This is a genomic window from Chitinophagales bacterium (genome assembly GCA_019638515.1).
Classification (GTDB): domain Bacteria; phylum Bacteroidota; class Bacteroidia; order Chitinophagales; family LD1; genus UBA7692.
On record JAHBTS010000005.1, the window covers coordinates 116,410 to 141,899 of the forward strand.

Here is a 25,490-nt window from a genome sequence, read left to right on the forward strand (position 1 = left end):
GCTTGCAAACATTACAGCAACTTGATGTTTCGCTGTTTTTATTTTTCAATAAGGATATTGCCAATCCTTTTTTAGATGCCGTATGCCCATTGTGGCGCAATAAGTTTTTTTGGATACCGCTGTATGTTTTTTTAGGGGCATTGTTTTTTAAAAAATACAAGTGGCAATCGCTTTGGGTTGTTGTTTTTGGTGCATTGGTTGTTTTGTTGGCAGATCAAATTTCGGCATCGCTCATAAAGCCGTTTTTTGCCCGCTTGCGTCCTTGCAATAATACTGAACTTGCAGCACAAATAAAATTGCTGGTGCGCTGTGGAAGCGGATATAGTTTTGTAAGCAGCCATGCTGCCAACCATTTTGGTTTAGCTGTTTTTTTATGCTTTCTTTTTAAGCAAACATGGGTAAGGGTTTTGCTGATGTTGTGGGCGGCAAGCATTGCTTTTTCGCAAGTGTATGTAGGCGTTCATTTCCCTGCCGATGTATGTTGTGGAGCATTGCTGGGTATTGCAATAGGTTGGCTAGTTGGCACTATTTTTAATAGCAAAATTGGTGTGAAATTAAACGAGGTTTAAACTCTGTTCAATTACGGTAAAGATGTGTTTTAAATCACTTTCTGTAATGCAGTAAGGAGGGAGAATATATACTGTATTGCCCAAAGGGCGAAGCAGTACGCCCTGTCCCAAAAAGTAGGGTGCCAATTTTTCTTTTACAGGATTTAGATAGCTATTGCTGCCCGCGTTTACTTCAAATGCGGCAATAGTTCCACATACGCGTGCATTGCTTATTTTGGGGTGGTGCGTAAGGTTTGCTATAAATTTTTGTTGCAGCAATTCTATTTGTTGCACCTTTTGAAGTGTGCATTCCGTTTGCCAAACTTGCAGCGATGCCACTGCAGCCGCACAAGCTAATGCATTGCCGGTATAGCTGTGCCCGTGGAAAAGCATATTGCTTTTTTCGTTGCTCCAAAAGGCATCAAAAATTTCTTGGGTGCAGGTGGTGGCACCTAATGGCAAAAAACCGCCTGTAATTCCTTTAGAAAGGCAAATAATATCGGGTTGAACAGAAAGATATTCGGTGGCAAACATTTTGCCTGTTCTTCCAAATCCCGTCATTACTTCATCGGCAATACAAATAATGTTGTTTGCTTTTGCTATGCCCATAAGTTCATTTAATACTTCTGGCGGGTACATACACATGCCTGCCGAGCCGAGTACCAAAGGCTCAAAAATAAAGGCGCAAATTTCGTGTGCATATTGCTGAATGGCATCTTGCAATTGAGCTGTAACCGTAGCAGTATTGAAGCCCGTGGGAGTATCAATAAAAACTACATCAAATAAAAGTTGGTGAAAAGGTTGGGTAAATACACCGCGTGCACTTACACTCATGCTGCCGAAAGTATCGCCATGGTAAGCGTCTTTGAAGGCAATAATTTTATGGCGTTGAATGTTCTTGTTGGCAAAGAATTGAATACTCATTTTAAGAGCGGCTTCTACGGCAGTAGAACCGTTATCGCTCAAAAAAACTTTCTTATGGTTGGCAGGAAGTAGCGGTAATAATTTCTCTGCCAATGTTATGGCGGGTTCGTGGGTAAAGCCTGCAAATATCACCTGCTCTAATTGGTTTGCCTGCTTGGAAATGGCTGCTGCTATTTGTGCATGTGCATGGCCATGAGTATTTACCCACCAACTCGAAATGGCATCTATGTATTGCTTTCCCGAGTAATCAAACAAATATGCACCGGAGCCTTTTTCAATGGCAATAGAAAATGGCGATAATTTCATTTGAGTATAAGGATGCCATAAAACATCTGCATCTCTTTCGGTAAGGTTTTTCATATAGTACTAATTCAAAGAAGGTGGTTGAAATTCGCCTTCCCATTTGGCAATAATAACGGCTGCCAAGCAATTGCCAATTACATTTACCGAGGTGCGTGCCATGTCCATAAGTTCATCTATACCTAAAATGATAAACACAGGTTCTATGGGTAAATTAAAAGAAGCCAAAGTGCCCAGCAGAATTACCAACGATGCTCTAGGCACACCTGCCACTCCTTTAGAAGTAAGCATAAGCGTAAAAACTATTGCCAATTGTGTTGAAAATGCCAGTTGAATACCTGCTGCCTGTGCTACAAATATGGATGCCAGCGAAAGGTAAAGTGTGGTGCCATCTAAATTGAAACTATAACCCATAGGCATTACAAATGCCACAATTTTTCTTGGCACGCCTAAACCAATCATAGCCTGCATTGCTTTGGGGAGTGCAGCTTCGGAACTGGTAGTGGCAAATGCCAACGATACAGGCTCGGCAATGGCTTCAATAAATTTTTTAATTGGAACTTTAAGCAATAGTGCAATTGGTAATAGCACAAACAATAGAAATACCACCAATGCGCCATAAAGTGTAAGCAGCAGTTTTAGAAGGTTAAAAAGAATACCCAAGCCCATGTGCCCTACCGTATATGCAATGGCAGCGCCAACGGCAATAGGTGCAAAATACATAATGAGTGCTGTGAACTTAAACATTACTTCGCTTAAACTCTCGGCAAATAGTATCATCGGTTTTTTGAAGTTATCGTTTGCCATCGCTGTAGCAATACCAAACAGAATGCTGAATATTACTATTTGCAACACAGCCCCTTCGGCAACTGCTTTAGCTATGTTTTCGGGAAAAGTGTGTAGTATAACTTCTTCAAAGCTTTGTTTTATGGTGGGCAATGTTTCGTGTGCCGCACTTGGTGGCAGTTGAATGCCGTTGCCTGCTTGAGTAAAGTTGATGGCTGCTAATCCAATAAAAAGAGCAAGGGTGGTAACAAATTCAAAATACAAAATGCTCTTCCAGCCCATCCTACCTACTTGTTTTAAATTAGAATGCCCGGCAATGCCAACCACCAATGTGCCAAAAAGTAAAGGCGCAATAATGGTTTTAATAAGCCGCAAGAATATTTTTGAAAGAATTTTGAGGTTTTGCGAAAATTCGGGGAAGTCGTAGCCCACTTCAATACCTATAAGCATACTGATGAAAATCCAAGCCGTGAGTGATTTTTTCTTGTAGCCAAACCAAAGTAAAGGAAGTATAGCTAAAATTCTAAGTGCTGTAAAGTGCATGTATCAAAGAAAAGAATTGTATTCAATTCCTCCTTAATTGCAGAAATCCTTTTTAATTATTGATAAATTCTATTGATTTTCATTGCAACACACCAAATTTAATACTTTCGCGTTCCTGTTAATTAAATTTGAGCATGAAGAAACTTATCGGCTTGTGTTTTGTATTAGTAACTTTTTCGGTTTTTGCACAAGATACAACAGCTACCGATTTAAAGGAGCACACTAAAAAAGAGTTGCGTAAAAAGCGTGAAGAGCAACTCCAACGCATGAAACTGCCTAAAGACCGTATTGCCATAGACTTTTTGGGAACTAACTGGTTTCACCAAGTAGGTAATGGATTTAATACAAAATGGTATTCGCGGGGCATAAATGTGTATTTTTACTACGATTTAAGAATTAAGAAATCGCGCGTAAGTTTTGCACCCGGTATTGGTTATGGAGCCGTTAATATTTACCATCGCAGCGAAATGGTTTCCGATAGCACCGGTATTAGCTTTCAGCCAATGGATGCCACTAAGTTAGATAAGATTAAAGTAAATAAAGTTACACTACAATATATTGATATTCCGCTGGAATTGCGCATAAGAAGCAATCCCGATAAATCAGATAATTTTTGGAAAGTTGCTATTGGTTTTAAAGCGGGTATAAGAGTAGATTCGCATACCAAGCAAACTATTAAAGAAACTAGTGGAACTAAGGTTTATGTAGAGCGTAGATTCCCCGACTTTAACCTGTTTCGCGCAGGGCCAACTTTAAGAATTGGATACAGCGTGTTTAATCTTACTGCTTATTACGGAGTGGTAGATGTATTTAAACAAGGACGCGGTCCTAAAGCACATGAGTTTTCGGTGGGAATTTCATTTAACGGGCTATAATTTTTATGTGTACACCAATGGTTAAACAACTGGCGCTACTTATTTTATTTTGTTGTGTATATCAAGTGCAAGCTCAACTAATTGCCGATAAGGTAGTTGCTGTAGTTGGCGATAATCCAATTTTGTTATCGGATATAGAAATGCAATATGTGCAAGCAAAAGCACAAACCGAAAGCCCACTATCGGAGCATTTTAAGTGCGAAGTATTTGATAGGCTTATGTTGGAAAAGCTTTTTTTGGCACAAGCAAAGTTAGATAGTATTACCACCAGCCCCGATGAAGTAGAAGCAGAGTTAGATAGAAGAATACGGTACTTTACCTCAGTTTTTGGTTCAAAAGAGAAATTAGAAGAGTACTATGGCAAAACTTTAAACGAACTGAAAGACGATTTTAGAACCGATATAGAAAACCAATTAGTTTCCGATAAAATGCGTGGAAAAGCTTTAGGAAATTTAAAGGTTTCACCTGCAGAAGTAAAAGCATATTTTAGTGGTATTCCTAAAGACAGTATTCCATATTTTAATTCGGAAGTTGAGCTGTCGCAAATTGTAATGTACCCAACCATAAACGAAACGCAGAAGGAAATTGCCAAAACTAAATTGGAAAAAATAAGGAAAGATATTGTGGATGGTTCCGATTTTTCGCTGCAAGCAATTCTTTATTCCGAAGATCCGGGCAGCAGCAGCGAAGGTGGTGATTTGGGTTATATAGAGCGTGGCGAATTAGTGCCGGAGTTCGAGGCAGTAGCTTATCGCTTGCAAGAAAAAGAACTTAGTGAAGTGGTTGAAACTCCTTTTGGATTTCACATTATTACCGTTGATGAAAAGCGTGGAGAACGCTTAAAGATGCGCCACATTTTGGTGAAACCCAAATTGACACAGGCCGATTATGTGGCGTGCAAAAGTACAATGGATAGCATTAAACATCAATTAGATGTAGATTCTATGACTTTCAAAGAAGCTGTGGGCAAGTTTTCAATGGATGAACATTCTAAAGCAGTTGGAGGTTTAATTTCCAATAGTAAAAATGGAACCACTTATTTTGAGAAAAGTGATATAGAGGGCAACCTTATTTTTGCCTTAGATAAAATTAAAGTTGGTGAATATACCGATGTGCTTCCTTTTGGCGGTATGGAGCGCACCGGAGAGCAAAAGCAAGGTTATAGAATTGTACTCTTAAAAAGCGAAACCAAGCCACACAAAGCCAGCTTAGATATGGATTATCCTAAAATTCAGGCAGCGGCAAAAAATGCAAAAACACAACGCGAACTAGAGCGCTGGGTGAAACTCTATAAAGACAAAACATTTATTCGCATAGAAGAGGATTATATGTTTTGTAACGAAGCCCAGAAGTGGCTCAGAAAATCAGATTAACTTTTATAGCGTGGGTGAAATTGCATGATTACACTGCGCAGGTAATCGCGGTCTAAATGCGTGTAAATTTCGGTGGTGGTAATAGATGCATGACCCAACATTTCTTGAACCGTGCGTAAATCTGCACCTCCTTCAATTAAGTGTGTGGCAAAAGAATGCCGGAATGTGTGTGGTGAAATTTCTTTCTCAATTCCAACTAAAGCAGCTTGTGCTTTTATGATATAAAATATCATGATGCGCGAAAGCCGTTTGCCTCGTTTGTTTAAGAATACAATATCTTCTTCGCCCTTTTGAATGCTTATGTTATTACGTACAAAATCTAAGTAATTACTGAGTTGCTTTGCGGCTTCGTTGCCAATTGGTACAATGCGCTCTTTATCGCCTTTTCCGGTAACTTTTACAAAGCCACTTGCCAAATACAGATTGGAAATTTGGAGGTTTACCAACTCACTTACGCGCAAGCCACAACTATATAGCACTTCCAGCATGGCACGGTTGCGTTGCCCTTCGGGTTTACTCATATCTATGCTTTCAATTATGGCTATGGTTTCGTGTACCGAAAGTGTATGTGGGAGCTTGCGCGATAGTTTGGGTAGTTGTAAAAGTTCTGCAGGATTGGTGCTGCTTATGTTTTCAAGCAGCAGGTATTTCCAAAAAGTGCGAAGGCCGGATATAATACGAGCTTGTGAGTGGGCATCAAAGCCAAGTTCGTTCAGTTCCTTTAGAAAATGCTGTAATTGCAAAAGTTGAACATCGCTTGGCGCAAGGTTGTGATTGTTTGTGGTAAGAAAATTCTCAAGCTTTTGAACATCGCTCAAGTATGCTTTAATTGAATTGTCTGAAAGCGATTTTTCTAAGCGTAAAAAAGATTCAAAACCATGTAAATAAGGTTGCCAGCTCACGCTGCTAAGTTCATCTTTTAAACCTAATTTAAAAGTGAACGCATATTGTGGAGCATTTGCAGCCAACTTGGATAAGCTCCGGTTCTTTGTGCAATTTCTTGTAGTACTGTTTGATGAAGTTGTAGTTTGGTTTTGCCATTTTCTTCAGTAAGCAAAATGGTTACCAGTGTTTCTGCAGGCCACTCCGGATCCATTCCAATAGATTGTGGATTTATTTGGTTACCGTTTTCGTCTGCATTTATCATGGTGAATACCAGTTTTGAATAGGGTACTACTTCTTTGTACTCGCCAATGCACCAGCAGTCGCCATATTGCGGATTAGAAATGCAGGAGTGGAATTTTCCGTTTTTTTCTACGTTGATACTTTTGAAATGAATGGTGCATCCATCGGGTGCATACCATTTTACAAGTAGATTAGGATCTGTCCATGCTGCAAAAACTTTTTCAATGCCGGCATCGAAGGTTTCTTCGATTAAGACTTCATTTTTTTTGTTGCTGTTTTCCATAACTTTTCTTTTTTGAATGTTTATTGATATTGTTTGATAACGATACTGTGTCTTGTTCAAGCAACTTTTTTAATGCTTGAAGTCTGTTTTTCCATAGTAAGTGATATTGTTGTACCCATTCGTGCACTTCGTTTAATTTCTCCAAGTTGGCTTCGCAGTAGCGTTCTCTGCCTTGCTGCTTTATATGTAGCAAACCGCATTCCGATAGTATTTTTAGGTGTAGCGAAATGGCTTGCCGGCTAACATCAAATTGTTCTGCAATGCTGTTTATGCGAGTAGGTTGCTCTGCAATCATGCCAATAATTGCGCGCCTGGTTGGGTCTGCAATTGCTTGAAATACATCTCTGCGTGTTTCCATTATATGCAAGTATTTGCTTGCAAATATAATGCAAGTATTTACTTGCGCAAATTTATTTTAGGGGAAAGAGAAATGGTAACTTTCTAGTTCAACTTAAAGTGCCGATAAATAGTGTTTACAGGTATTTTACTGTGTTATTAGTTTTAAATTATTGCACTTTTGTTTTTAGAATTTATATAGCATGAAGAAGATACTGATTATAAACGGCCCCAATTTGAATTTACTCGGCAAGCGCGAAACCGATGTTTATGGCGATATTTCTTTTGAAGAGTTTTTTGAGGAGGTAAAAGATATTTATAGTGGCGAAGCACAGCTTTCTTACTACCAAAGTAATGTAGAGGGCGAATTGATAAACAAAATTCAGGAAGTGGGATTTTCGTATGCAGGCATCATACTAAATGCGGGTGGCTATACGCATACTTCGGTAGCATTGCGCGATGCCGTGGCAGCCGTAAAAACTCCGGTGGTAGAAGTACATATTTCAAACATTTATGCACGCGAAGAGTTTAGGCAGCATTCGCTGTTATCGGCAGTTTGTAAAGGTGTAATTGCCGGTTTTGGTTTAGAAAGCTATGTGTTGGCTATTGATAGTTTCTTGTAGCTTGCTTATTCGGTTCTCACAAGTTTAATTGTTTTGCTCAAGCGCTTATCTAAGTCTTCTAACCGTAGAAGATAGATGCCATTGGCTGCATTGTTCAATTCTAGTACTGTTGAGGAGTAAATATTTTCTTGCTTCAGTAAGTTTCCTGCAATATCGGTGAGGGTAATTTTAAGCCATAAGCCATCGGGTATATTTATGGTGAAGTTGCTTTTAAAAGGATTGGGCTGTACCGATACTTTGTTTATAGCTTGTTCGTGAATGCTGCTCAAGCCTCCACACACAATGTGTTGTGCCAAGAAATCGCGGATGGTCCAAATGGTAGTATCCATGTATGCTTGGTTAAAAACAAATGGTACATGCGATGCGCCTTCAAAGAAGTAAAATGAATGTGGAAGCCCGATGTGTTGTGCACGGGTATTTAAATCGCCAGAGCCAAACATAAGTGCTTCAACGGAGCTGGCAGCTTTGGCACTATCGAAATAGCATGGTACTAATTGGTCGTTGGTGCCGTGTACGCCACATAAAATTGGATCTTGCGGCATAAGCCAAACGGTGTCGGCAATAGCTCCACAAAGGTTAATAACGCCACGTACTTTTTCGCTGTAGCCTGCATTGCCACTAAATCCTGTAACTCCTCCAACTTGGGCGAGCGCATCATCTACATATGGCGGACGCACGCGCGAGAGCGTGTCTTGCTTTCCGTAAGCTAAGTTTAGTGCAGTAAAGCCACCAGCGCTTACGCCTCCAATAAAAATTTGAGTGGTGTCTATTCGGTATAAATTGGCAGTAGAAGCATCTTTGTAAAAGAAACGAATGGCTGCTCGCATATCTTGCGTAGCGCGTATGAGTGCTTTAAACTGGTTGGTATCGCTATCGTTACCATCTTCAAAACCGAGGCGATAATCTATGGTGGTGGTAACGTAGCCTTTCTTTGCAAAGGCATTGCATAGTTTTAAAATATCGGGGCTGGTGCGGCTGCCAAAGGTGAAACTACCGCCAAATGCCAACATAATGAGTGGTCTGCGTTGGAGTGTGTCGCCATCGGGTTCATATATGTTTAAAAACAATTCTTGGAAAGAGCCATCGAATTTATAGTTGCCACCGTACTTAATGTTTAAGTTACTTTTTACATTAAAAAGATCATCTACAAATCGCCCTTGTTCGCATTGAGCAAGTACAATGGTGGAGAATGCCATGCAGAAAAGAAAGCATGAGAGCAATGTTTTTTTCATATAGTATCCGTTTTCGGCACTAAATGAAAGAAAAAGAATGTTACCGTTCTATAAAACGGATAATTTTTCTGTTTTCTGCCGGGCGTAGCGCTGCTAATTTTTCTGCGGTAGAAAATTGAAATTCTGGTGTAACACGCAGCGCTGCTTTGCATTGGTTTTCTAAATGAAGTTTAAACTGCTCATTGGCTTCGGCACATACGATGTGTACTAAAAGTTCATCGGTTCTGCCTTCGTTGTTTTTAGCTTCAATTAAGTAATCTTGAATAGCACTTTCGCTCTGCAATACATTAAAAATGGCTGCGGGAAAAATGCTGGTTCCTTTATATTTCAATAGTTCATTTTTTCTACCTAATACGGGCGATATACGCATTGCATTGCTGCCGCAGGCACACGTTTCGCGAATGGCAAATACCATGTCGCCAGTTCGGTAGCGCAGCAAAGGCATTGCTTCTACGCCTAGTGTAGTAATGGTGAGTTCTCCGATACTTCCGTTGGGTACTTCATTTCCCTGCTCATCCAGCACTTCGGCAATAATAAGTTGTGGGTTCACATGGTTGCCTTTGCCGTGTGTACATTCAGAAAATGCTGTTTGCATTTCGCTCGAAGCATAAGTGGAAAATAGTTGTACATTCCACTGTTTGGCAATTTGCAAAGCAAGATTATTGGGCTCTAAGTTTTGGGTTCTAATAGGTTCGCCAATGCAAATAATTTTTTTTACCGAAAGTGTAGCAAGGTCAATGCCTTCTTCTTTGGCGGTACTTATTACTTTTAGAATAAAAGAAGGAACGGCCACCAATACAGATGGTTTAAACTGTAAGATATTTTTTAGTTGTGCTGCTGGCGAAATGCTGCCGGAGCGCACTGCCGGAATACCTAATAGCCGCAGCCCTTCGTAATAGGCAATGCCTGCCATAAATTGGCGATCTAAAGTGAGCATGAGCATGCAAATATCACTATTGCTTAATTGGGCTAATTGGAATGTGTGTGCTTCGTTGTGCGCAAGGCGCAATAAATCGTTTGGCGTGAGTGCAATAGTTACAGGAGCTCCGGTAGTGCCGGAAGTGGTGCAGTAATCTGCAATTTGCTGGCGCTCACAGCATAAAAAATCGAAATTGTTTTCAGCAAAATCTTTCTTAGAAACAGTAGCAAGTTGCGATAGATGCGCTACCTCCAAGATTTGCAGGGGTAATACTTTTTGTGTTTGAAACCATTGCTGGTAAAAGGGCGATTTGCTGGAAAGATAACTAATGGTTTTTTGTAGCTGCTGCAAGGTGATTTGTTTTGTGTGTAAGTAATAAATTGCTTGTGGATGTTTAGTTGCTCTGCACTGTTGTTTACTAATTCAAAGGTAAAATTTGAGGTTAATTTTTAATGAAGCACTTGTGGAAAAACAATATGGCATACTTGTTTTCGTTCCAAAAAAAGATAAAAAAAAGTGGAGTAGAGGCAACCTATATCTGCTTAGCATTAGTCTTGCAGCTGTTTTAAAAGAAAATTGGTAATGAAGAAGTATTTGTTGGTTTGTATTGCAGTTGTATGTTTAGGGAGTTTGCAAGCTCACGCCAAAAAGGTAAGAGCATTGTTTCTAGGAAATAGCTACACCGATGTAAATAATCTGCCCGAGTTGGTAAAGCAGTTGGCGCTTTCTGTTGGCGACACCTTAGAATATGCAAAGAATACTCCGGGCGGTTATACTTTGCAGGGACATTCTACCAATACCACCAGTTTAAATCTTATCCAAGCAGGAAATTGGGATTTTGTGGTGTTGCAAGAGCAAAGCCAGTTGCCTTCTTTTCCCGATGCAGATGTGGAATTTCAGGTATATCCTTTTGCCGCAAAGCTGGATAGCATAATTAAGGCCAATAATGCTTGTGCCACTACGGTGTTTTACATGACGTGGGGGCGCAAAAATGGTGATGCTTCTAATTGTGGATTCTTTCCTGTGGTGTGTACTTATGCAGGAATGGATAGTATGCTGCAATTACGCTATAGTACAATGGCAAGAGATAACAATGCAGCACTTGCCCCGGTAGGAGAGGTGTGGCGCGAACTTAGAACAAACCATGCTGCCATAGAGTTGTATAATGCAGATGAAAGCCATCCGAGCAACCAAGGTTCTTTTGCGGCAGCCTGCACTTTTTATTCCATTATGTTTAGAAAAAATCCGGAACTCACTACATACAATTTTACCGTGAGCGCTTCTAATGCCGATACTATTAAGGCTGTTGCTAAAGCAAAAGTGTTTGATAGGTTAGATTATTGTTTTGAGCATGCGCCTAATATAGTAAGTGCCGGTTTTTTATTGAATGTTTCAGGTTTTGATGTGGCATTTACCAATAAATCGGCTAATGCAGACAGTTATAGCTGGAATTTTGGCGATGGACAAACTTCTACAGCAGTATCGCCTACGCATACTTACACTGCTCCTGGAATGTATCAGGTTCAATTAACTGCTCAAGATGATTCTTGTAACCATACGCACATAGCCACTAAAACAGTAGTAATTGCACCTACCGATATTCAATCTGTTACTGCTGCTTTTAGTTGTATATTATTCCCCAACCCTGCGGGCAATGTACTCAATGTTCAAACAAATGAAGATTTAGCTGAGATTTCTATACTAAATTTGGATGGAAAAACAGTAATTGCTGTTTTGCTGCCTGAGAAACGTGGCAGCCAATACAGTGTAGATATTAGCACTTTGCCCGCTGGAAATTATTGGGCTTACAGTTATAGCCAATCAAATAAAAAGGCTGTTTTACAATTTGTTAAAGAATAGGATTAAAATACAAAAGCAACCTTTTGGGAGCATACAAGGTCTTTATATTAGGTTTAGTTTTTATTGTTGAACAGTTAGGTTTAGGAGTCCGGTGTAACCACACCGGGCTTTTTTTATTCAAACACCGCTCTTAATACTTCTGGCGATTTTAAGTTCCCAAAGTCTGCAATATGAAACCTGAAGTAATTCAACAAGTGATTTAGTACGGAGCTGCGTGCTTTTCCATTGGGAATTACTGCTTCGGAGTGTGTGGTGTTAAGATCTTTTAATTCAGAAATGTAATGGCTGTACGGATAGCCTACTGCTCCTTCTAGCGAAAGGGCTTGCGATACAAAACTGCCTTCTTGTAAATCGAACATTGGGGTAACGGAAGTGTAATTTCCATGTGGTCGAAAACCTAAAATGGCTGAAAGTTGCAATAAGAAAATTAGATGAAAATCTGGATTAAGTGTAGTGGATGTGTCTAAAAAAACGAAACTGCTCCAGGCAAATTCAAACAATTCGGTGTTGGGCTCGTGGTGCGAAATAGTGCGGTTGAGTGTTTCGGTTAAAAGTTGGGTAACGGCTGTTTTTTTTATATCGAAAGGTATAGTTTCGTATGTATGCAAGCGCTTGTATTCAGTAAGGCGTTGCAGGGTTTTATTTTCGCGCTGAGTGGCTTGTATTTCTAAAAGTGTAGAAGGTTGAAATAGCACTGCTTTGTGTTTACCTTTGCTACTGCGAACTCCGTTTACCATGTAAGAAACTACTCCCAACTGTTCGGTAAAAAGTTTGGTGATGATACTCGTTTCTGAGTACTTAGTATGGTGTAAAACTATGGCGCGTGTATTTACCTGCATTAGTCTTTTATCATAAAAACAGAATGAGTGCGGGATGTGTCAATACCGTATTTATGAAGCAGGTTGGCTTTGAGCATGCGATCTTCCATTGGTAAGCGCTTGGTTTGTATAGTGTCGTTCAAATATTTTTCAACCATTAAACTGGCAATGGGAGCTGCATAAGTAGAGCCAAATCCACCATTTTCTACAATTACGGCAATGGCAATTTTAGGATTGTCTTTAGGTGCAAAACCTGCAAACATACTGTGGTCGTCTCCATGTGGGTTTTGGGCTGTTCCTGTTTTACCACACATGGTAATGCCTTCTACGCGGGCACTGCGTGCGGTTCCGGCTTCTACCACAGAAAATAATCCTTCGTTCACAAAGTGAAATTTTTCGGGGCTTACTTTGGTGATGTGTTTTTCGAAAGGTTTTAGTATATTTTTTCCTGTAGTGGGGTCGGTAATTTTCTTCACTATGTGCGGTGTAAACCAATATCCTTGATTGGCAACTGCTGCATATAGGTTTGCCATTTGCAGCGGAGTGGTTAGTATTTCGCCCTGCCCTATACCGAGTGAAATAATGGTAGAAGAGTGCCATCTTCTTTCGCCATAAATTTTATTGAAATATTTTACGGATGGAATATTGCCTTTACTCTCGCTTGGAAGGTCTATTCCTGTTTTTACTCCTAGTCCAAAACTATTGCAATACTCTACCCATTTGCCGTAAACATCTTGAGTGCTGCTATAGTTTTTATTTTCTATGGTATTGCGGAATGTTTGCCAAAAGTATGGATTGCAAGATTGCTGTAATGCCTGAATAATATTGCCGGCAGAAGGGTGGCGGTGCGAACATTTAAGTGCCAATCCTGCAAAGTAATATACACCGCTGCAGGGTACTCCGTAGTTTTCGGTTTGCACGCCTTCTTGCAAGGCAATGAGTGCTACTAGGGTTTTAAATGTGGAGCCTGGTGGGTAGGTAGCTAAGGTTGGGCGCGAATACAAAGGCAATAATGTATCTCTGCTTAGTTTTTTAAAGTTGTCGCCTCTAATAGCTCCGCAAAGTAAATTAGGGTCGTATCCGGGGCTGCTAACTAAGGCTAAAATTTCTCCGGTGGAAGGCTCTATGGCTACAATGCTTCCTTTTTTGTTTTGCATGAGTGCTTCGCCATATTCTTGCAGTTTAATGTCTAACGTGGTTACTACGTTACTTCCCGAAATTGCCAAAGTATCAAACTCTCCATCTCCAAAACTTCCTTGCTCGCGGTTGTGTACATCCACAAAAACTAAGCGTTTACCACGCCTGCCCCCCAGTTCTTTTTCATATACTTTTTCTATGCCGCTCTTACCAACATAGTCGCCCGGTTTGTAATATCCATCCGATTTTTCAATAGTGCGGTCATCTACCTCTCCCACATCGCCCAAAATAGTGGCAGCCACACGGTGCGGATAATGGCGGATGGTTCTTACCTGTCCGTAAAACCCCGGTAGGCGGTATAAAAATTCTTGCAGGCGTGAATAATCTTCTTGCGATACCTGCTTCCAAAATACTTGTGCTTTATATTCTGAATATCCTCTGTTTTTATGTTTGTCTTTTACTTCTTTCCAACGTTCGGTATAGCGCTCCAACGGAATGCCCAAGAGTTCGCATAGTTTGGCACTATCTACATTTTTTGCCTGTCGGGGAATTACCATTAGGTCGTAAATAGCTTCGTTATACACAATTAGTTCCTTGTTGCGATCATACACAAAACCGCGCGTGGGATACATATCCAGCGCTTTAATGGCATTGCTGCGCGCTAGCGAAACATATTTGGTATCTATTACTTGCACATAAAACAGCCTTGCCGCAAAAGCAAGTGCCACTAAGGCAAATGCAATTTGAAAAACAACACTTCTGTTTTTAAATAGATCTTTCACGCTGCAAAAGTGAATTGCCTTTGTGGCAAAGCCAAAGAACCGATATAAAATTTATGAACCTTTAATGTTGGTATGTTTGTTGTTAAATAGCGTTTCTGCCGCTTTAAAATTCTTTGTGAAGAGAAAACTTGCCAAATCCAATACTTCATACATTTTTGCGAAAAATCAAAATAAGAAAAATGAGGACTAATCACGACATAGATTACAAAATTTTTGGAGAGGAAATGCAGTGTGTAGAAATTGAACTCGATTCGCAAGAAACTGTAATTGCAGAGCCGGGTTCATTTATGTATTCCGATTATACGGTACAAATGCAAACCATTTTTGGCGATGGCAGCAATGAGCAAGGCGGTATATTCGGAAAGCTGCTGGGAGCAGGAAAGCGATTGATTACTGGAGAAAGTTTGTTTATGACAGCCTTTACACACCAAGGCGGTGGCAAAGCAAAAGTGGCTTTTGCATCTCCTTATCCCGGAAAAATTATTCCAATAGATTTATTGCAGTTAGGCGGCAAGTTTGTATGCCAAAAAGATGCGTTTTTATGCGCTGCAAAAGGTGTTTCGGTTGGTGTTGAATTTCAAAAAAGACTGGGCACCGGATTGTTTGGTGGCGAAGGATTTATTATGCAAAAACTGGAGGGCGATGGGTTGGCATTTGTTCATGCAGGCGGGCATATTATTGAAAGAGAGTTGCTGCCGGGCGAAACTTTAAAAATTGATACCGGTTGTGTAGTAGCATACACCAAAGATGTTGATTTTGATGTGCAATTTATTGGTGGAATTAAGAACACGATTTTTGGAGGCGAAGGGGTGTTTTATGCTGTGTTGCGTGGGCCGGGAAAAGTATGGTTGCAAACATTGCCAATTTCTAGATTAGCCTCAAGAATTATACAATATGCTCCACAAACGGGAAGCAGGAAAGAAGAGGGTAGCCTCTTGGGGGGCTTGGGTAATTTGTTGGATGGCGATAGTTAATTGTAATACGTGGTTTTGCGCTTAGCCTTGAAACTTACATAATAAATTTTCGTATTTGTTTTGAAGTGCTAATGAGTGATTAGGTGTTTTATTGGAGAAGTTATTCTTTATTTAGTTGTTGAAAAATTGAATAGACATAAGTTAGATATATGAAAAAATGCAACCTCCTTCCTGCTTCCATTATGTGGATATTATTGCTCGGAAGCACACAGTTTACTATTGCCCAAAGCGGCAGAGTGGGTATTGGCGAAAGCAACCCCGGCAGTAAAGGATCTATAAAAGGAAATCTTTCGGTAGGTACAAATTATTCCGGTGTGGCAGCTCCAGCCAATGGTGCTATTATAGAAGGACAAGTTGGGATTGGTGCTTCTGCGCCAGATGTAAGTTCCGCTTTAGAAATCAATTCAAACTCGAAAGGTATCTTAATTCCACGGATGACTACATCTGAAAGAACTGCAATCAGCAGTCCTGCTACCGGATTGATGGTGTACGATACAAGCCTTAACCAGTTTTGGTATTTCAATGGCTCATCTTGGGTTGCCGCTATTGGTCCACAAGGACCTAAAGGAGACACCGGAGCAGCTGGTGCTACGGGTGCACAAGGCGTTAAAGGCGATACAGGAGCGCAAGGAGCAGTGGGTCCACAAGGCCCAACGGGAGCTGCTGGAGCCAATGGCGCAGTAGGACCACAAGGAATTACAGGGCCTGTTGGATGTACTAACACCAATTATGTTTTAAAAAGCAACGGAAGTTCGGCAACCTGTGGTATTATGTACGATAATGGCTCAGGTATAGGCATTGGAACAGTTTCACCTTCAGCAAGATTACATGTAGATGGAGGAAATATACGGTTGGCTCAAACCTCGCTTCAAGCGCCTTTTGAATTGTTAAGTTACAACAACTCCAATAGTTTATGGCTTATGTCTGGTGATCCCAATCAGTCCACAATCGTACTTTCTCCAAACTATGCTTTAGATTGGGATAGAGGGTTGAAAATAACATATACACCCGGCACAACGGGAGCAGGAACCGGAGATTTATCAATTGGTCAAACAGATAAAAATGCAGGGACTTTTACACATGGTGTTACCCGATTTTTTACCAATGGGTTGGAGCGTGTACGGATTGATAAAGATGGAAATGTAGGGATTGGAGCTACGCCCAGCCAAAGATTAGATGTAGATGGAAATGTCCGCATCCGTGGTGGCTCTCCCGCAGCAGATATGGTACTTACCGCTATAGATGCTAATGGAAATGCTACATGGAAAAACTCTGTTAGAACTAAGCCTACAACCGAAAGTTTTACAGTTGGTGGCGATATTAATACGTTTTATCCCGTTGTTTTTACCGATGCTGCTTGGGACGATGGCCCTATGGAATTAGATATTTCGCGCTCTAATGTACATACTGATGCAAGTTGGAGAGGCTCTTTGCAAGCAAAGTTTCGGTCGCATGGCACTCAGTGGGGGCATGGTGCCGATTTCATAAATGCTGAAATATATTATGGTACACAACAGTTTATTGCACGGTATGAGTATAACCAGTATTCAACTGAGTTTATAGTATGGTTGCGTGGAGGTAGCACTACTTATACTACCCGAAGCAATAACACCACTCGAGTAACTAACTACACTGCTGCTGCAAAAACACTAGCAAACAGTGTGGTAGTAAATCCACAAACAACTATTGAATCTTATGTTGTAGCAGGTGGCACGCGACTAAGCGGCAATTTGAATATCACAGGAAAGTTTAAATCGAATGGTATCAACGAAACTTCAGATTCAACCTATAAGAAGGATATTGCAACTTTAAAAAGTGCATTAGATAAAATTTTGGAATTGCGTGGTGTTACCTATAAGTGGAAGGCAGATAAATATCCGGCTATGAACTTTGAAGGTGATACACAAATTGGACTAATTGCTCAGGAAGTTGAAAAAATATTGCCCGAAGTGGTAGCTACAGATGCAGCAGGAATGAAATCTATTGAATATAGCCACATTGTGCCTGTATTAATTGAAGCAATTAAGAAACAACAAAGTATTATTGAAACTCAGAGGCAGCAGTTAAATATACTGCATACTTCGGTGGAAAATAAATTTGCAGCATTAGAAGTGAGTTTGCAGCAATTACAAAACCTATTGGGTTTGAAATCTCAAAAATAAACTACCTAGTGCGATGATAGCAAAGCGAAAATTATTCATAGCCGGATTTTTATCGGTAGCATTTAGTGTGTGTGGTATGCGTAGCGTGCTGGCACAGCAAACTGTTGAATCTAAATTTGTAATGAAGGTTGGAGAAGATGGCAAAGCAGTAGCACATCCATATTTTCCGGCTTTTATGAAGTATCCGGTAACAGAAAAGAGGCCGGAGTTAAAGGAAACAGGAAATAAGGATTGGGATATTACAGTTTACAACAACGAATTGCAGCATTGGTATTATCTCTATGATAAAAAGGGATATACCCAAAAATATGGTGCGTTGCCGGATTTAGCCGGGAAAAAAATGCCGGAACCTAATGTGCCGATCTTCGATTCAGCTACAGCTCCCATGGAATACCGTAACCCAAAAACGAAGCAAAAATGAAACTATTCAATATTCTGTTCATAACTGCTTCTTTGGTGTGTTTAGGCGTATCGGATATATGGGCACAAACATTTAGCGATGGACCAATGCGGCTTCAAATTCGTGTACGCTATACTTATATTGATAGCTACCAAGATGCAGGTTTTGGAGACCAAGAAGTGCGTTGGAAATATTGGGCACGAGCCGACCAAGATATTTTAGGATTGGGCTGGCAAGGAGGGCTGTGTATTCAGCAAAACAGTACTTCCAATTATGGTTGGATTTGGGGACCCGGAAGTGTTGTTTTATTAGACCAAACCTATACTGGGGCTACAGTTCCTTCACGCTTCGATTTATATATTGATGCGTGGGAAGATGATGATTGTGGCAATACTTGTTCCTATGATGATGATTGTTGGTTCGATGATGATGATTACCACTGTGGGCCTGGCGAATTTGCATCAGATATTTATTACCGAAATTATGGCCCACCCTGCCAATGGAACGATGCGGGAGATTATTTTGCCTGTAGTGGAAGATATGGTGCAGAAATAAATGTTTATTGGAGTTATGCAGGTGATGTAAATGGTACTTACACTTGGCGCGGTACCTATAGTAATAATTGGTTCGATGCTTGCAATTGGAGTACCAATACTGTTCCATCTTCTACAAAAGATGTGGTAATTCCTGCGGGCACTCCCAATAATCCTTTAGTAAATTCAGGTAGTGCTTATTGCAACACCATTACCATTGCAGATGGTGTGGTAATTACCATCAACTCCGATAATGGAGCCGTACTAAATGTGAATAAGCCATAGAAACTATACACTCATTTTAAATTTTTTCAGGGTAAAATCTATTTTGCTATTGATTTTTTGCGAAAGTTGCTTAGTTTCGCATCCGCTTTTAAAGAAGCATTGACCCATCGTCTAATGGCAGGACTACAGATTTTGGTTCTGTGTATGTTGGTTCGAATCCAGCTGGGTCAACAAAAAAGCCTCTGATTAGTTTCGGAGGCTTTTTGTTTTTTAAGTAAGTTGGTTTATGCCAATAGTGCAGCTATTTCGGGAAGGTATTTATCTATATCTCCGGCTCCAATACTTGCCAATACTTCGATGTGCTGTTTGGTACGAATAAATTCTACCAATTCATGTTTGGTAATAAGGTGTTTTTCTTTGGCTGTAATCTTTTCAAATATCAATTGCGAGGAAACGCCTTCTATGGGCAACTCGCGGGCAGGGTAAATATCTAGCAGAATTACTTCATCGGCTATGCTTAAACTTTCGGCAAAGCCAATGGCTAAATCGCGTGTGCGCGTAAACAAGTGCGGTTGAAATATTGCTGTAATCTTTTTATTGGCATACAGTTCCTTCAAGCTACTTAAAAACATTCGTATTTCTTCGGGATGGTGGGCATAATCGTCTATAAACACATGGCGCTCATGCTCTACCAGTTTTTCGAATCTTCTTTTAATTCCTTTAAAAGAAGCTATTCCTGCATAGATTTCTTCGTTGTTTAAACCGAGTTCTTTGCATATTGTAAATGCGGCAATGGCATTTTCTATATTGTGCAATCCGCCAATATTTAACCGAATACTTTTGTATTCTTTTCCGAAGTAGTTTAGGTGAAATAAATAGCCGCCTTCTACCACCCAGTATTTACTGCAAAATACATCTGCATCGGTTTGCTGCAGTGCATAAAATGCTTTGTCTATAGAAGGTAAACTGTTGTTGATACTTTGGTTTTGTTTAATAACCAAGAATCCTTCTTCATCAATTTTGTTGGCAAACTCAATAAAGGCTTCGTCTATAGCTTCTTTGCTGCCGTAAATATCTAAATGGTCGGTATCTACGGCCGTAATTACAGCATAGTTTGGTTGTAAGCGGTGAAAAGAGCGATCAAATTCATCGGCTTCAATTACAAATAAAGACTCGTTGCCCATTCCTCTTAATGGCTTGGTGGTATGCTTGCCGGGGTGCAAAAAGTTAGATTGGTAATTGCTGCAAATGCCGCCTAAAAATGCAGTGCAGTTATAGTGGTTATGCAACAGTATGTGCGCAATCATAGAACTTACGGTTGTTTTTCCATGAGAGCCGGCCACTGCAATGGTAAAATGATTATTAGAAATAAGTCCTAATACTTCACTTCGTTTCTTTAAGTTGAAATGTGAGCTTTTGTAATGATTTAAACCAGTATGGTTGGATGGAATGGCGGGTGTGAAAACTATCAAATCTGCATCGTTTGGATACAGCGCAAGTTCGTCTTCAAAGAAGATGGAAATGCCTTCTTGTTGCAATTGTTGGGTAAGCGCTGTTGGTGTTCGGTCGTAGCCCGAAACATGTGCTCCTTGAGCTTTAAAGTAGCGAGCTAAGGCGCTCATTCCAATACCGCCAATTCCTAAAAAAAATACTTTGTTAAACGTGGTTTTCATATTGTAATACAGGTAACAATTTCATCAACAATTTTTTCGGCTGCATTTGCTATGGCCATTTTTTTTATGTTGGCAGCAAGTTGTAGTTTTAGTGGTTCGTTGTTCAATAAATCAATAGCTGCCGGCAGCAGGTTGAATTTTGCTTCACTGTCTTTAATCATAATCGCAGCATTTTGGGCTACCAATGCCATGGCATTGTGTGTTTGGTGGTCTTCTGCAACATTGGGCGATGGCACTAGTATTACAGGTTTTCCAATGATTTGGAGTTCTGCAATAGAAAGTGCTCCGGCTCTTGAAATAATTACATCGGCTGCTGTGTAAGCGGCTTCCATGTTATCAATAAACTGCAATACTTTTACAGAATGGTATTGCTCGCCAAAGTGTTTATAGTCTTCGTAATACACCTTACCTGTTTGCCACAAAAGCTGCATGTTGTTTTCAATTATTTTTTCAAACGTGGCTTCTATGCTTTGGTTGATAGTTTTTGCTCCTAAACTTCCTCCAATAACTAGAATAATAGGTTGCTGTTTTTGAAGACCAAAATGTGCCAGTGCTTTTTCTTTTTCAATATGCACTTGTGCAATGGATGCTCTAACCGGATTACCTGTTTTAATGATTTTATGTGCGGGAAATACTTTTTCCATGCCATCGTAAGCTACGCATATACGCTTTGCCCAACGCGCCAAAATTTTATTGGTGATGCCTGCAAAGGAATTTTGTTCTTGAATAATGGTGGGCACACCTGCAAGTGCAGCAGCAAACAATAATGGCGCACTTGCATAGCCGCCTACGCCAACTGCAGCATGGGGTTTAAAATCGGCAATAATTTTTTTTGCCTCCCAAACCGAGTTTAAAATTTTAAATGGTAGGGCGATATTTTTTGTAATGCTACCGCGCTGGAATCCTGCAATATTTAAGCCTTTTATGGCATAACCTGCTTGTGGTACTTTTTCCATTTCCATTCTGCCTATGGCGCCTACAAAAAGAATTTCGGCAGCAGGAAACCTTCTTTTTATTTCATTGGCAATAGCTATGGCGGGGAAAATATGCCCTCCGGTTCCTCCTCCGCTAATAATTATTTTCGGATGCTGCATGTTTAATTTTCAGCAGGTGAAACTAATTGAACATTTAACATCTTCAAGCTTGTTTTCAACAAATGCTCCACAAATTTTCACTTTACAAATTCATAATTTTGGTAAAAAGCGTTTTCAGCTACATTTGCACAAATTTAAAAATGATATGAAGCAGTTTATACTCGCATTGTCGGTTTCGGCAACCTCCGTTTTAATGGCACAAGATTGTTCTAGAATATTCATTAGTGAATATGTAGAAGGAACAGTGAACAACAAAGTAATTGAAATCTACAATCCCACTAATGCGGCAGTAGATTTAAGCGAATACCAATTACACCGTTGGAATAATGGCACTGCTATTTATGACAATAGCTATACCGAGCAATTAAAAGGAGTTGTGCCTGCCAAGAGTGTAAGAGTATTTGTAAAAGATACAGCCGAAGGTGGTGTTTGGAATAGTATTAAAGCTAAAGCAGATGATTACTTAACTGCAAGTTGCACCCCTACAAGTGCCAATAGAACACTTTGCTTTAATGGTAACGATGCACTTACTTTAGAAAAGTTAGATAAAACTGTAATAGATGCCTTTGGTTATATTGGCGATGATCCGGGCAACCCAACTGCCGGTGGTGGATGGAATAATGTGCCGCCAACTTATGCAGCAGCAGATTCAAACGAAAATTCTTGGACTACTAATCACACACTCATTAGAAAATATAATGTAAAAAACGGTATGGCAGCGTTGTATAAAGGCAATGGCGATCCGGCATGGAATGTTGCTGTTGAATGGGATTCTGTAGCATTGAATACCTACGATAGTTTAGGCTTTCACCGTTGTGAATGCAACGAACTTTCTGCAATAACTACGGTTGCTGCTGCGCAGTTCGAAATTTCGCCTAATCCGGCAGTTGATTTTGTGCAAGTTTCTTGCAGCGATGAAATTGCCGAAATTAAACTTACCACTTTTGCAGGGCAAACAGTTGTAAGCCGTAAACTGTTTCAAATGAATCCGGTGTTGAATATTAAAGAACTGCAACTTGCTAAAGGTGTGTATTTGTTGCATGTAAGAACAAGTAGAAATAGCGTAGCTACTAAGGTGCTGCAAGTGTACAGCCAAAAGTAAGCAACACTTTTTGCCGCTTATTTATTTCTGTTACTAAACAATTCCTTTGAAACATCTTTTCTTATTTCTGTTAGGCATAGCCGTAGCCGCAGTGCATGCCCAAACTGCAAAAATTATTGGTAAAATTACCGATGGTACCACCAGCGAAGGCTTAATACAAGCCAATGTACTTTTTAAGGAAGGCGTTGGTACCACTACCGATTTAGATGGCAACTTTTCTATAGATGTTCCATACGGAAATTATTCGGTGCGTGTATCTTACTCAGGTTACGAAGCTATTACCGAAAAGGTAGTAGCCAATAAACCCGTAGTGCATGTAAATATGGCATTGAAACCGGCAGAACTAAAGGAAGTGCTTATAGTTGCCGATGCCGCAGTAGATAGAAAAACGCCTGTAGCTTTTACCAAAGTAGAAGCAAAAACCATTCAGGAAGATTTAGGCTCTCGCGATATAGCGCTGGCACTCAATAGCACACCGGGTGTGTATGCTACCAATAAAGGTGGTGGCGATGGCGATGCCACTATTTCTATTCGTGGTTTCAGCCAAAATAATGTGGCTGTAATGTTTGATGGTATTCCCATCAACGATATGGAAAATGGAGAAGTGTATTGGAGTAACTGGTTTGGTTTAGATGCCGTAACCAGAAGCATGCAGGTGCAGCGCGGTTTGGGAGCTTCTAAGTTGGCGTTACCTTCGGTAGGCGGCACTATCAACATACTTACTAATGGTATTCGCGATAGAAGCGAACTTTCGGTAAAGCAAGAATTTGCAAATAATCAGTTTTATAGAACTTCGCTTATGTTTAATTCCGGCAGGCTGAAAGGCGGCTGGGGAATTTCGCTTGCAGGTTCTTACAAGCAAGGCAATGGCTGGGTTACGGGTAACGATGTACAAGCAGGTTTTTACTATGCAAAAATTGAAAAGATGTTTAAAGAGGGCAAACATCTGCTCAGTTTAAGCGTGTTTGGTTCTCCGCAGCAGCACGGGCAGCGCTTTAGCCAGCAGGCAATACTTACTTACGATTCATCGGCAGCACGAGAATTGGGTGTGCCGGTAGATAGCGCAGTACGTTTTTACAGAGATATAAACAAAGGATACCGCTTTAACCCAACTTGGGGTTACTTAGATAGAAGAACATTTGTACGCGATGATTCCGGACAAATTATAGACACTATATCTTCCGGTGAAATAGACAAGTACAATACATCGCAAAATATTTACCATAAGCCGCAGTTGTTGCTGCGTTATTCTTACCAGCCAAATCAAAAATTCTTTCTTTCGGCTACGGCCTATGCCTCTATTGGAATGGGGGGCGGTACCAATATAGTGCCGAGTACCAATATTACTGCCGATAGTACTGGGCAGTTGCGATTGCAGCAAGCTTACGATGGCAATGCTAGAAACAAAACAGGGCAGAGTAATATCTATATCAGGCGCTCGGTAAATAATCATTATTGGTTCGGAGGCTTGCTCACTGCTTCGTACAAATTCAATAGTAATTTTGAATTGTCGGGAGGAGTAGATGTAAGAAGTTACATAGGCGAGCATTATCGCGAAGTATATGATTTGTTGGGAGGGCAATATTTTATTGTACCTACCAACGCCAATCAAAATGCCACCAGAAGAGATACTTTAAAAGAAGGTGGAAAAGTAGATAGATACGATTATGGTAGAGTAAACTGGGGTGGCGGTTTTGCGCAAATAGAATGGAGCAATAAAGTACTGTCGGCTTTTTTGAATGTTTCCGGTTCGGCATCGTTTTACCAAAAAGAAGATCGCTTTGCTAAGAAGAGTTTGAAAATAGACGGCAAAATTGTTGCAGAGCAAAAATTAGGTTATTACGACAGTATTCAGTATCAAGGAAAATGGTACTATAATAATTCACCGGAAGCAGTGTATTCTAAAAGCGATTTAATAGTGTTGCCAAGTGCTACCGTTAAATCGGGATTGAGCATTAACCTAGATGAAAGAAACAATGTGTTTGCCAATTTAGGCTATTTATACAAAGCACCGTTCTATAATTTCGTAATGCCATTAAATGGTTTAAAGATTTCTAAAAATATTAAGAACGAAGAAATTATATCGGTAGAAGTTGGGTATCTTTTTCGCTCACGTTGGCTTGCCATTAACTTAAATGGATACTATACAGAATGGCTGAATAAGCCTTATACCACCACATTTCAAGATCCTAGCGATCCGGATATAAGAGAGTTGGTGTATGTGCCGGGCATTATGGCACGGCACACAGGGGTGGAATTAGACTTTACGGTGAAACCACACAAAATGGTAAGCATAGAAGGATTGCTTTCTTATGGCGATTGGATTTGGAACTCTAAAGTAGATTTTCAATGGCAGTTCGAAAGCGGAACGGTAGCCAATTTGTCTTTTAATCCTAAAGGAGTGCATGTGGGCGGAGTGGCGCAAATGCAAGTAGGTGGCGCTGTGCGCATAGAACCATTAAAGGGACTTTATATTAAACCGCGTATCACTTATTTCGATAAATTTTATGCAGATTTTAATCCTCAAACGCTTTCAGGCACCAATGCCGGAAGAGATTCGTGGAAACTTCCCGGCTATTATTACTTAGACGTTTCTGCGGGTTATACTTATCAGTTAAAAAAGAAGCTAATTTTTACGGTTAGAACAAACTTCTTTAATATTACCAACGGTTATTATATTCAAGATGCTACCAACAATAATGCATTGGGTACCAATTCTAATTTTCAGCAGTTTGATGCCAGAAGTGCATCGGTGTTTTATGGGCAAGGATTTCGTTGGAATGTGGGGGTAGAAATTAGTTGGATAAACTTTAATAAAGAGCTAAAACATAAAACAGATAATTTTTAAAATTTAATATTTAAT

General features: G+C 40.2%; 22 protein-coding genes and 1 tRNA gene. 12 read left to right on the forward strand and 11 right to left on the reverse strand.

Annotated elements, in window-relative coordinates; genetic code table 11:
* Window positions 1-2 precede the first annotated feature (2 nt).
* Window positions 3-569, forward strand: a complete 567-nt coding sequence (locus KF872_10120; protein MBX2903901.1) for a phosphatase PAP2 family protein — start codon at window positions 3-5, stop codon at window positions 567-569.
* On the opposite strand, the gene bioA is transcribed toward KF872_10120, so the two are convergent.
* Both bioA and KF872_10130 read right to left on the reverse strand, forming a co-directional pair.
* The gene (gene bioA, locus KF872_10125) at window positions 555-1,832 is read right to left on the reverse strand and encodes an adenosylmethionine--8-amino-7-oxononanoate transaminase (GenBank protein MBX2903902.1); all 1,278 of its coding nucleotides are present in this window, start codon (window positions 1,830-1,832) and stop codon (window positions 555-557) included. The two genes, KF872_10120 and bioA, sit on opposite strands and share 15 nt — an antisense overlap.
* Before the next feature lie 6 nt (window positions 1,833-1,838).
* Window positions 1,839-3,101: a cation:dicarboxylase symporter family transporter gene (locus KF872_10130; GenBank protein ID MBX2903903.1), complete on the reverse strand. Its 1,263-nt coding sequence runs from the start codon at window positions 3,099-3,101 to the stop codon at window positions 1,839-1,841.
* Window positions 3,102-3,235: 134 nt separating this feature from the next.
* On the opposite strand from KF872_10130, the gene KF872_10135 reads away from it, so the two are divergent.
* Both KF872_10135 and KF872_10140 read left to right on the forward strand, forming a co-directional pair.
* Window positions 3,236-3,976 carry a PorT family protein gene (locus KF872_10135; protein MBX2903904.1) on the forward strand — a complete coding sequence of 247 codons (741 nt, stop codon included), beginning with the start codon at window positions 3,236-3,238 and terminating at the stop codon, window positions 3,974-3,976.
* Window positions 3,977-3,993: 17 nt separating this feature from the next.
* The gene (locus tag KF872_10140; protein ID MBX2903905.1) at window positions 3,994-5,349 is read left to right on the forward strand and encodes a peptidylprolyl isomerase; all 1,356 of its coding nucleotides are present in this window, start codon (window positions 3,994-3,996) and stop codon (window positions 5,347-5,349) included.
* Here KF872_10140 and xerD read toward each other — a convergent pair.
* From xerD to KF872_10155, 3 genes are read right to left on the reverse strand one after another with little or no spacing between them, the layout of a single operon-like run.
* On the reverse strand, window positions 5,346-6,251 hold the full coding sequence (xerD, locus tag KF872_10145) for a site-specific tyrosine recombinase XerD (protein ID MBX2903906.1): 906 nt from the start codon (window positions 6,249-6,251) through the stop codon (window positions 5,346-5,348). The two genes, KF872_10140 and xerD, sit on opposite strands and share 4 nt — an antisense overlap.
* 23 nt (window positions 6,252-6,274) lie before the next feature.
* Window positions 6,275-6,757 (reverse strand): SRPBCC domain-containing protein, encoded by a 483-nt coding sequence (locus KF872_10150; GenBank protein ID MBX2903907.1) that lies wholly within the window; start codon window positions 6,755-6,757, stop codon window positions 6,275-6,277.
* Entirely contained in the window at window positions 6,732-7,115 is a 384-nt protein-coding gene (locus KF872_10155) for a helix-turn-helix transcriptional regulator (protein ID MBX2903908.1), read from the reverse strand. Before KF872_10155 ends, KF872_10150 begins: the two co-directional genes overlap by 26 nt.
* A 181-nt stretch (window positions 7,116-7,296) precedes the next feature.
* Between KF872_10155 and aroQ the strand changes: the two genes are divergently transcribed.
* Window positions 7,297-7,716, forward strand: a complete 420-nt coding sequence (gene aroQ, locus KF872_10160; GenBank protein MBX2903909.1) for a type II 3-dehydroquinate dehydratase — start codon at window positions 7,297-7,299, stop codon at window positions 7,714-7,716.
* A gap of 5 nt (window positions 7,717-7,721) precedes the next feature.
* On the opposite strand, the gene KF872_10165 is transcribed toward aroQ, so the two are convergent.
* Together KF872_10165 and KF872_10170 are read right to left on the reverse strand one after the other, a co-directional pair.
* Complete coding sequence (locus KF872_10165) at window positions 7,722-8,948, reverse strand: T9SS type A sorting domain-containing protein (protein MBX2903910.1); 1,227 nt, start codon at window positions 8,946-8,948, stop codon at window positions 7,722-7,724.
* A gap of 40 nt (window positions 8,949-8,988) precedes the next feature.
* Entirely contained in the window at window positions 8,989-10,218 is a 1,230-nt protein-coding gene (locus KF872_10170; GenBank protein MBX2903911.1) for an AMP-binding protein, read from the reverse strand.
* A 231-nt stretch (window positions 10,219-10,449) separates the two neighbouring features.
* Here KF872_10170 and KF872_10175 point away from each other — a divergent pair, with 231 nt between their 5' ends.
* Window positions 10,450-11,727 (forward strand): PKD domain-containing protein, encoded by a 1,278-nt coding sequence (locus tag KF872_10175; GenBank protein ID MBX2903912.1) that lies wholly within the window; start codon window positions 10,450-10,452, stop codon window positions 11,725-11,727.
* 113 nt (window positions 11,728-11,840) lie between these two features.
* Here the strand turns inward: KF872_10175 and recO are convergent, their stop codons facing one another.
* Both recO and mrdA read right to left on the reverse strand, forming a co-directional pair.
* Entirely contained in the window at window positions 11,841-12,566 is a 726-nt protein-coding gene (gene recO / locus KF872_10180) for a DNA repair protein RecO (GenBank protein MBX2903913.1), read from the reverse strand.
* A complete protein-coding gene (gene mrdA / locus KF872_10185; GenBank protein ID MBX2903914.1) occupies window positions 12,566-14,464 on the reverse strand; it encodes a penicillin-binding protein 2 in 1,899 nt (632 codons plus the stop codon). The genes recO and mrdA overlap by 1 nt, the downstream gene beginning before the upstream one ends.
* A gap of 179 nt (window positions 14,465-14,643) precedes the next feature.
* On the opposite strand from mrdA, the gene KF872_10190 reads away from it, so the two are divergent.
* From KF872_10190 to KF872_10210, 5 genes are all read left to right on the forward strand, one after another.
* Entirely contained in the window at window positions 14,644-15,438 is a 795-nt protein-coding gene (locus KF872_10190) for a TIGR00266 family protein (GenBank protein ID MBX2903915.1), read from the forward strand.
* Window positions 15,439-15,587: 149 nt separating this feature from the next.
* Entirely contained in the window at window positions 15,588-17,600 is a 2,013-nt protein-coding gene (locus KF872_10195; protein ID MBX2903916.1) for a tail fiber domain-containing protein, read from the forward strand.
* 13 nt (window positions 17,601-17,613) lie between these two features.
* Window positions 17,614-18,021, forward strand: coding sequence for a hypothetical protein (locus KF872_10200; protein MBX2903917.1), 408 nt, complete (start codon window positions 17,614-17,616; stop codon window positions 18,019-18,021).
* The gene (locus KF872_10205; GenBank protein ID MBX2903918.1) at window positions 18,018-18,818 is read left to right on the forward strand and encodes a hypothetical protein; all 801 of its coding nucleotides are present in this window, start codon (window positions 18,018-18,020) and stop codon (window positions 18,816-18,818) included. The genes KF872_10200 and KF872_10205 overlap by 4 nt, the downstream gene beginning before the upstream one ends.
* A gap of 100 nt (window positions 18,819-18,918) precedes the next feature.
* Window positions 18,919-18,989 (forward strand) — tRNA-Gln (locus tag KF872_10210).
* A gap of 53 nt (window positions 18,990-19,042) precedes the next feature.
* Here KF872_10210 and KF872_10215 read toward each other — a convergent pair.
* Together KF872_10215 and murG are read right to left on the reverse strand one after the other, a co-directional pair.
* The gene (locus KF872_10215; GenBank protein MBX2903919.1) at window positions 19,043-20,431 is read right to left on the reverse strand and encodes a UDP-N-acetylmuramate--L-alanine ligase; all 1,389 of its coding nucleotides are present in this window, start codon (window positions 20,429-20,431) and stop codon (window positions 19,043-19,045) included.
* On the reverse strand, window positions 20,428-21,525 hold the full coding sequence (gene murG / locus KF872_10220; GenBank protein ID MBX2903920.1) for an undecaprenyldiphospho-muramoylpentapeptide beta-N-acetylglucosaminyltransferase: 1,098 nt from the start codon (window positions 21,523-21,525) through the stop codon (window positions 20,428-20,430). The genes KF872_10215 and murG overlap by 4 nt, the downstream gene beginning before the upstream one ends.
* Window positions 21,526-21,670: 145 nt before the next feature.
* On the opposite strand from murG, the gene KF872_10225 reads away from it, so the two are divergent.
* Together KF872_10225 and KF872_10230 are read left to right on the forward strand one after the other, a co-directional pair.
* Window positions 21,671-22,627, forward strand: coding sequence for a lamin tail domain-containing protein (locus KF872_10225; GenBank protein MBX2903921.1), 957 nt, complete (start codon window positions 21,671-21,673; stop codon window positions 22,625-22,627).
* A 46-nt stretch (window positions 22,628-22,673) separates the two neighbouring features.
* Entirely contained in the window at window positions 22,674-25,475 is a 2,802-nt protein-coding gene (locus KF872_10230) for a TonB-dependent receptor (protein ID MBX2903922.1), read from the forward strand.
* Window positions 25,476-25,490: the final 15 nt, after the last annotated feature.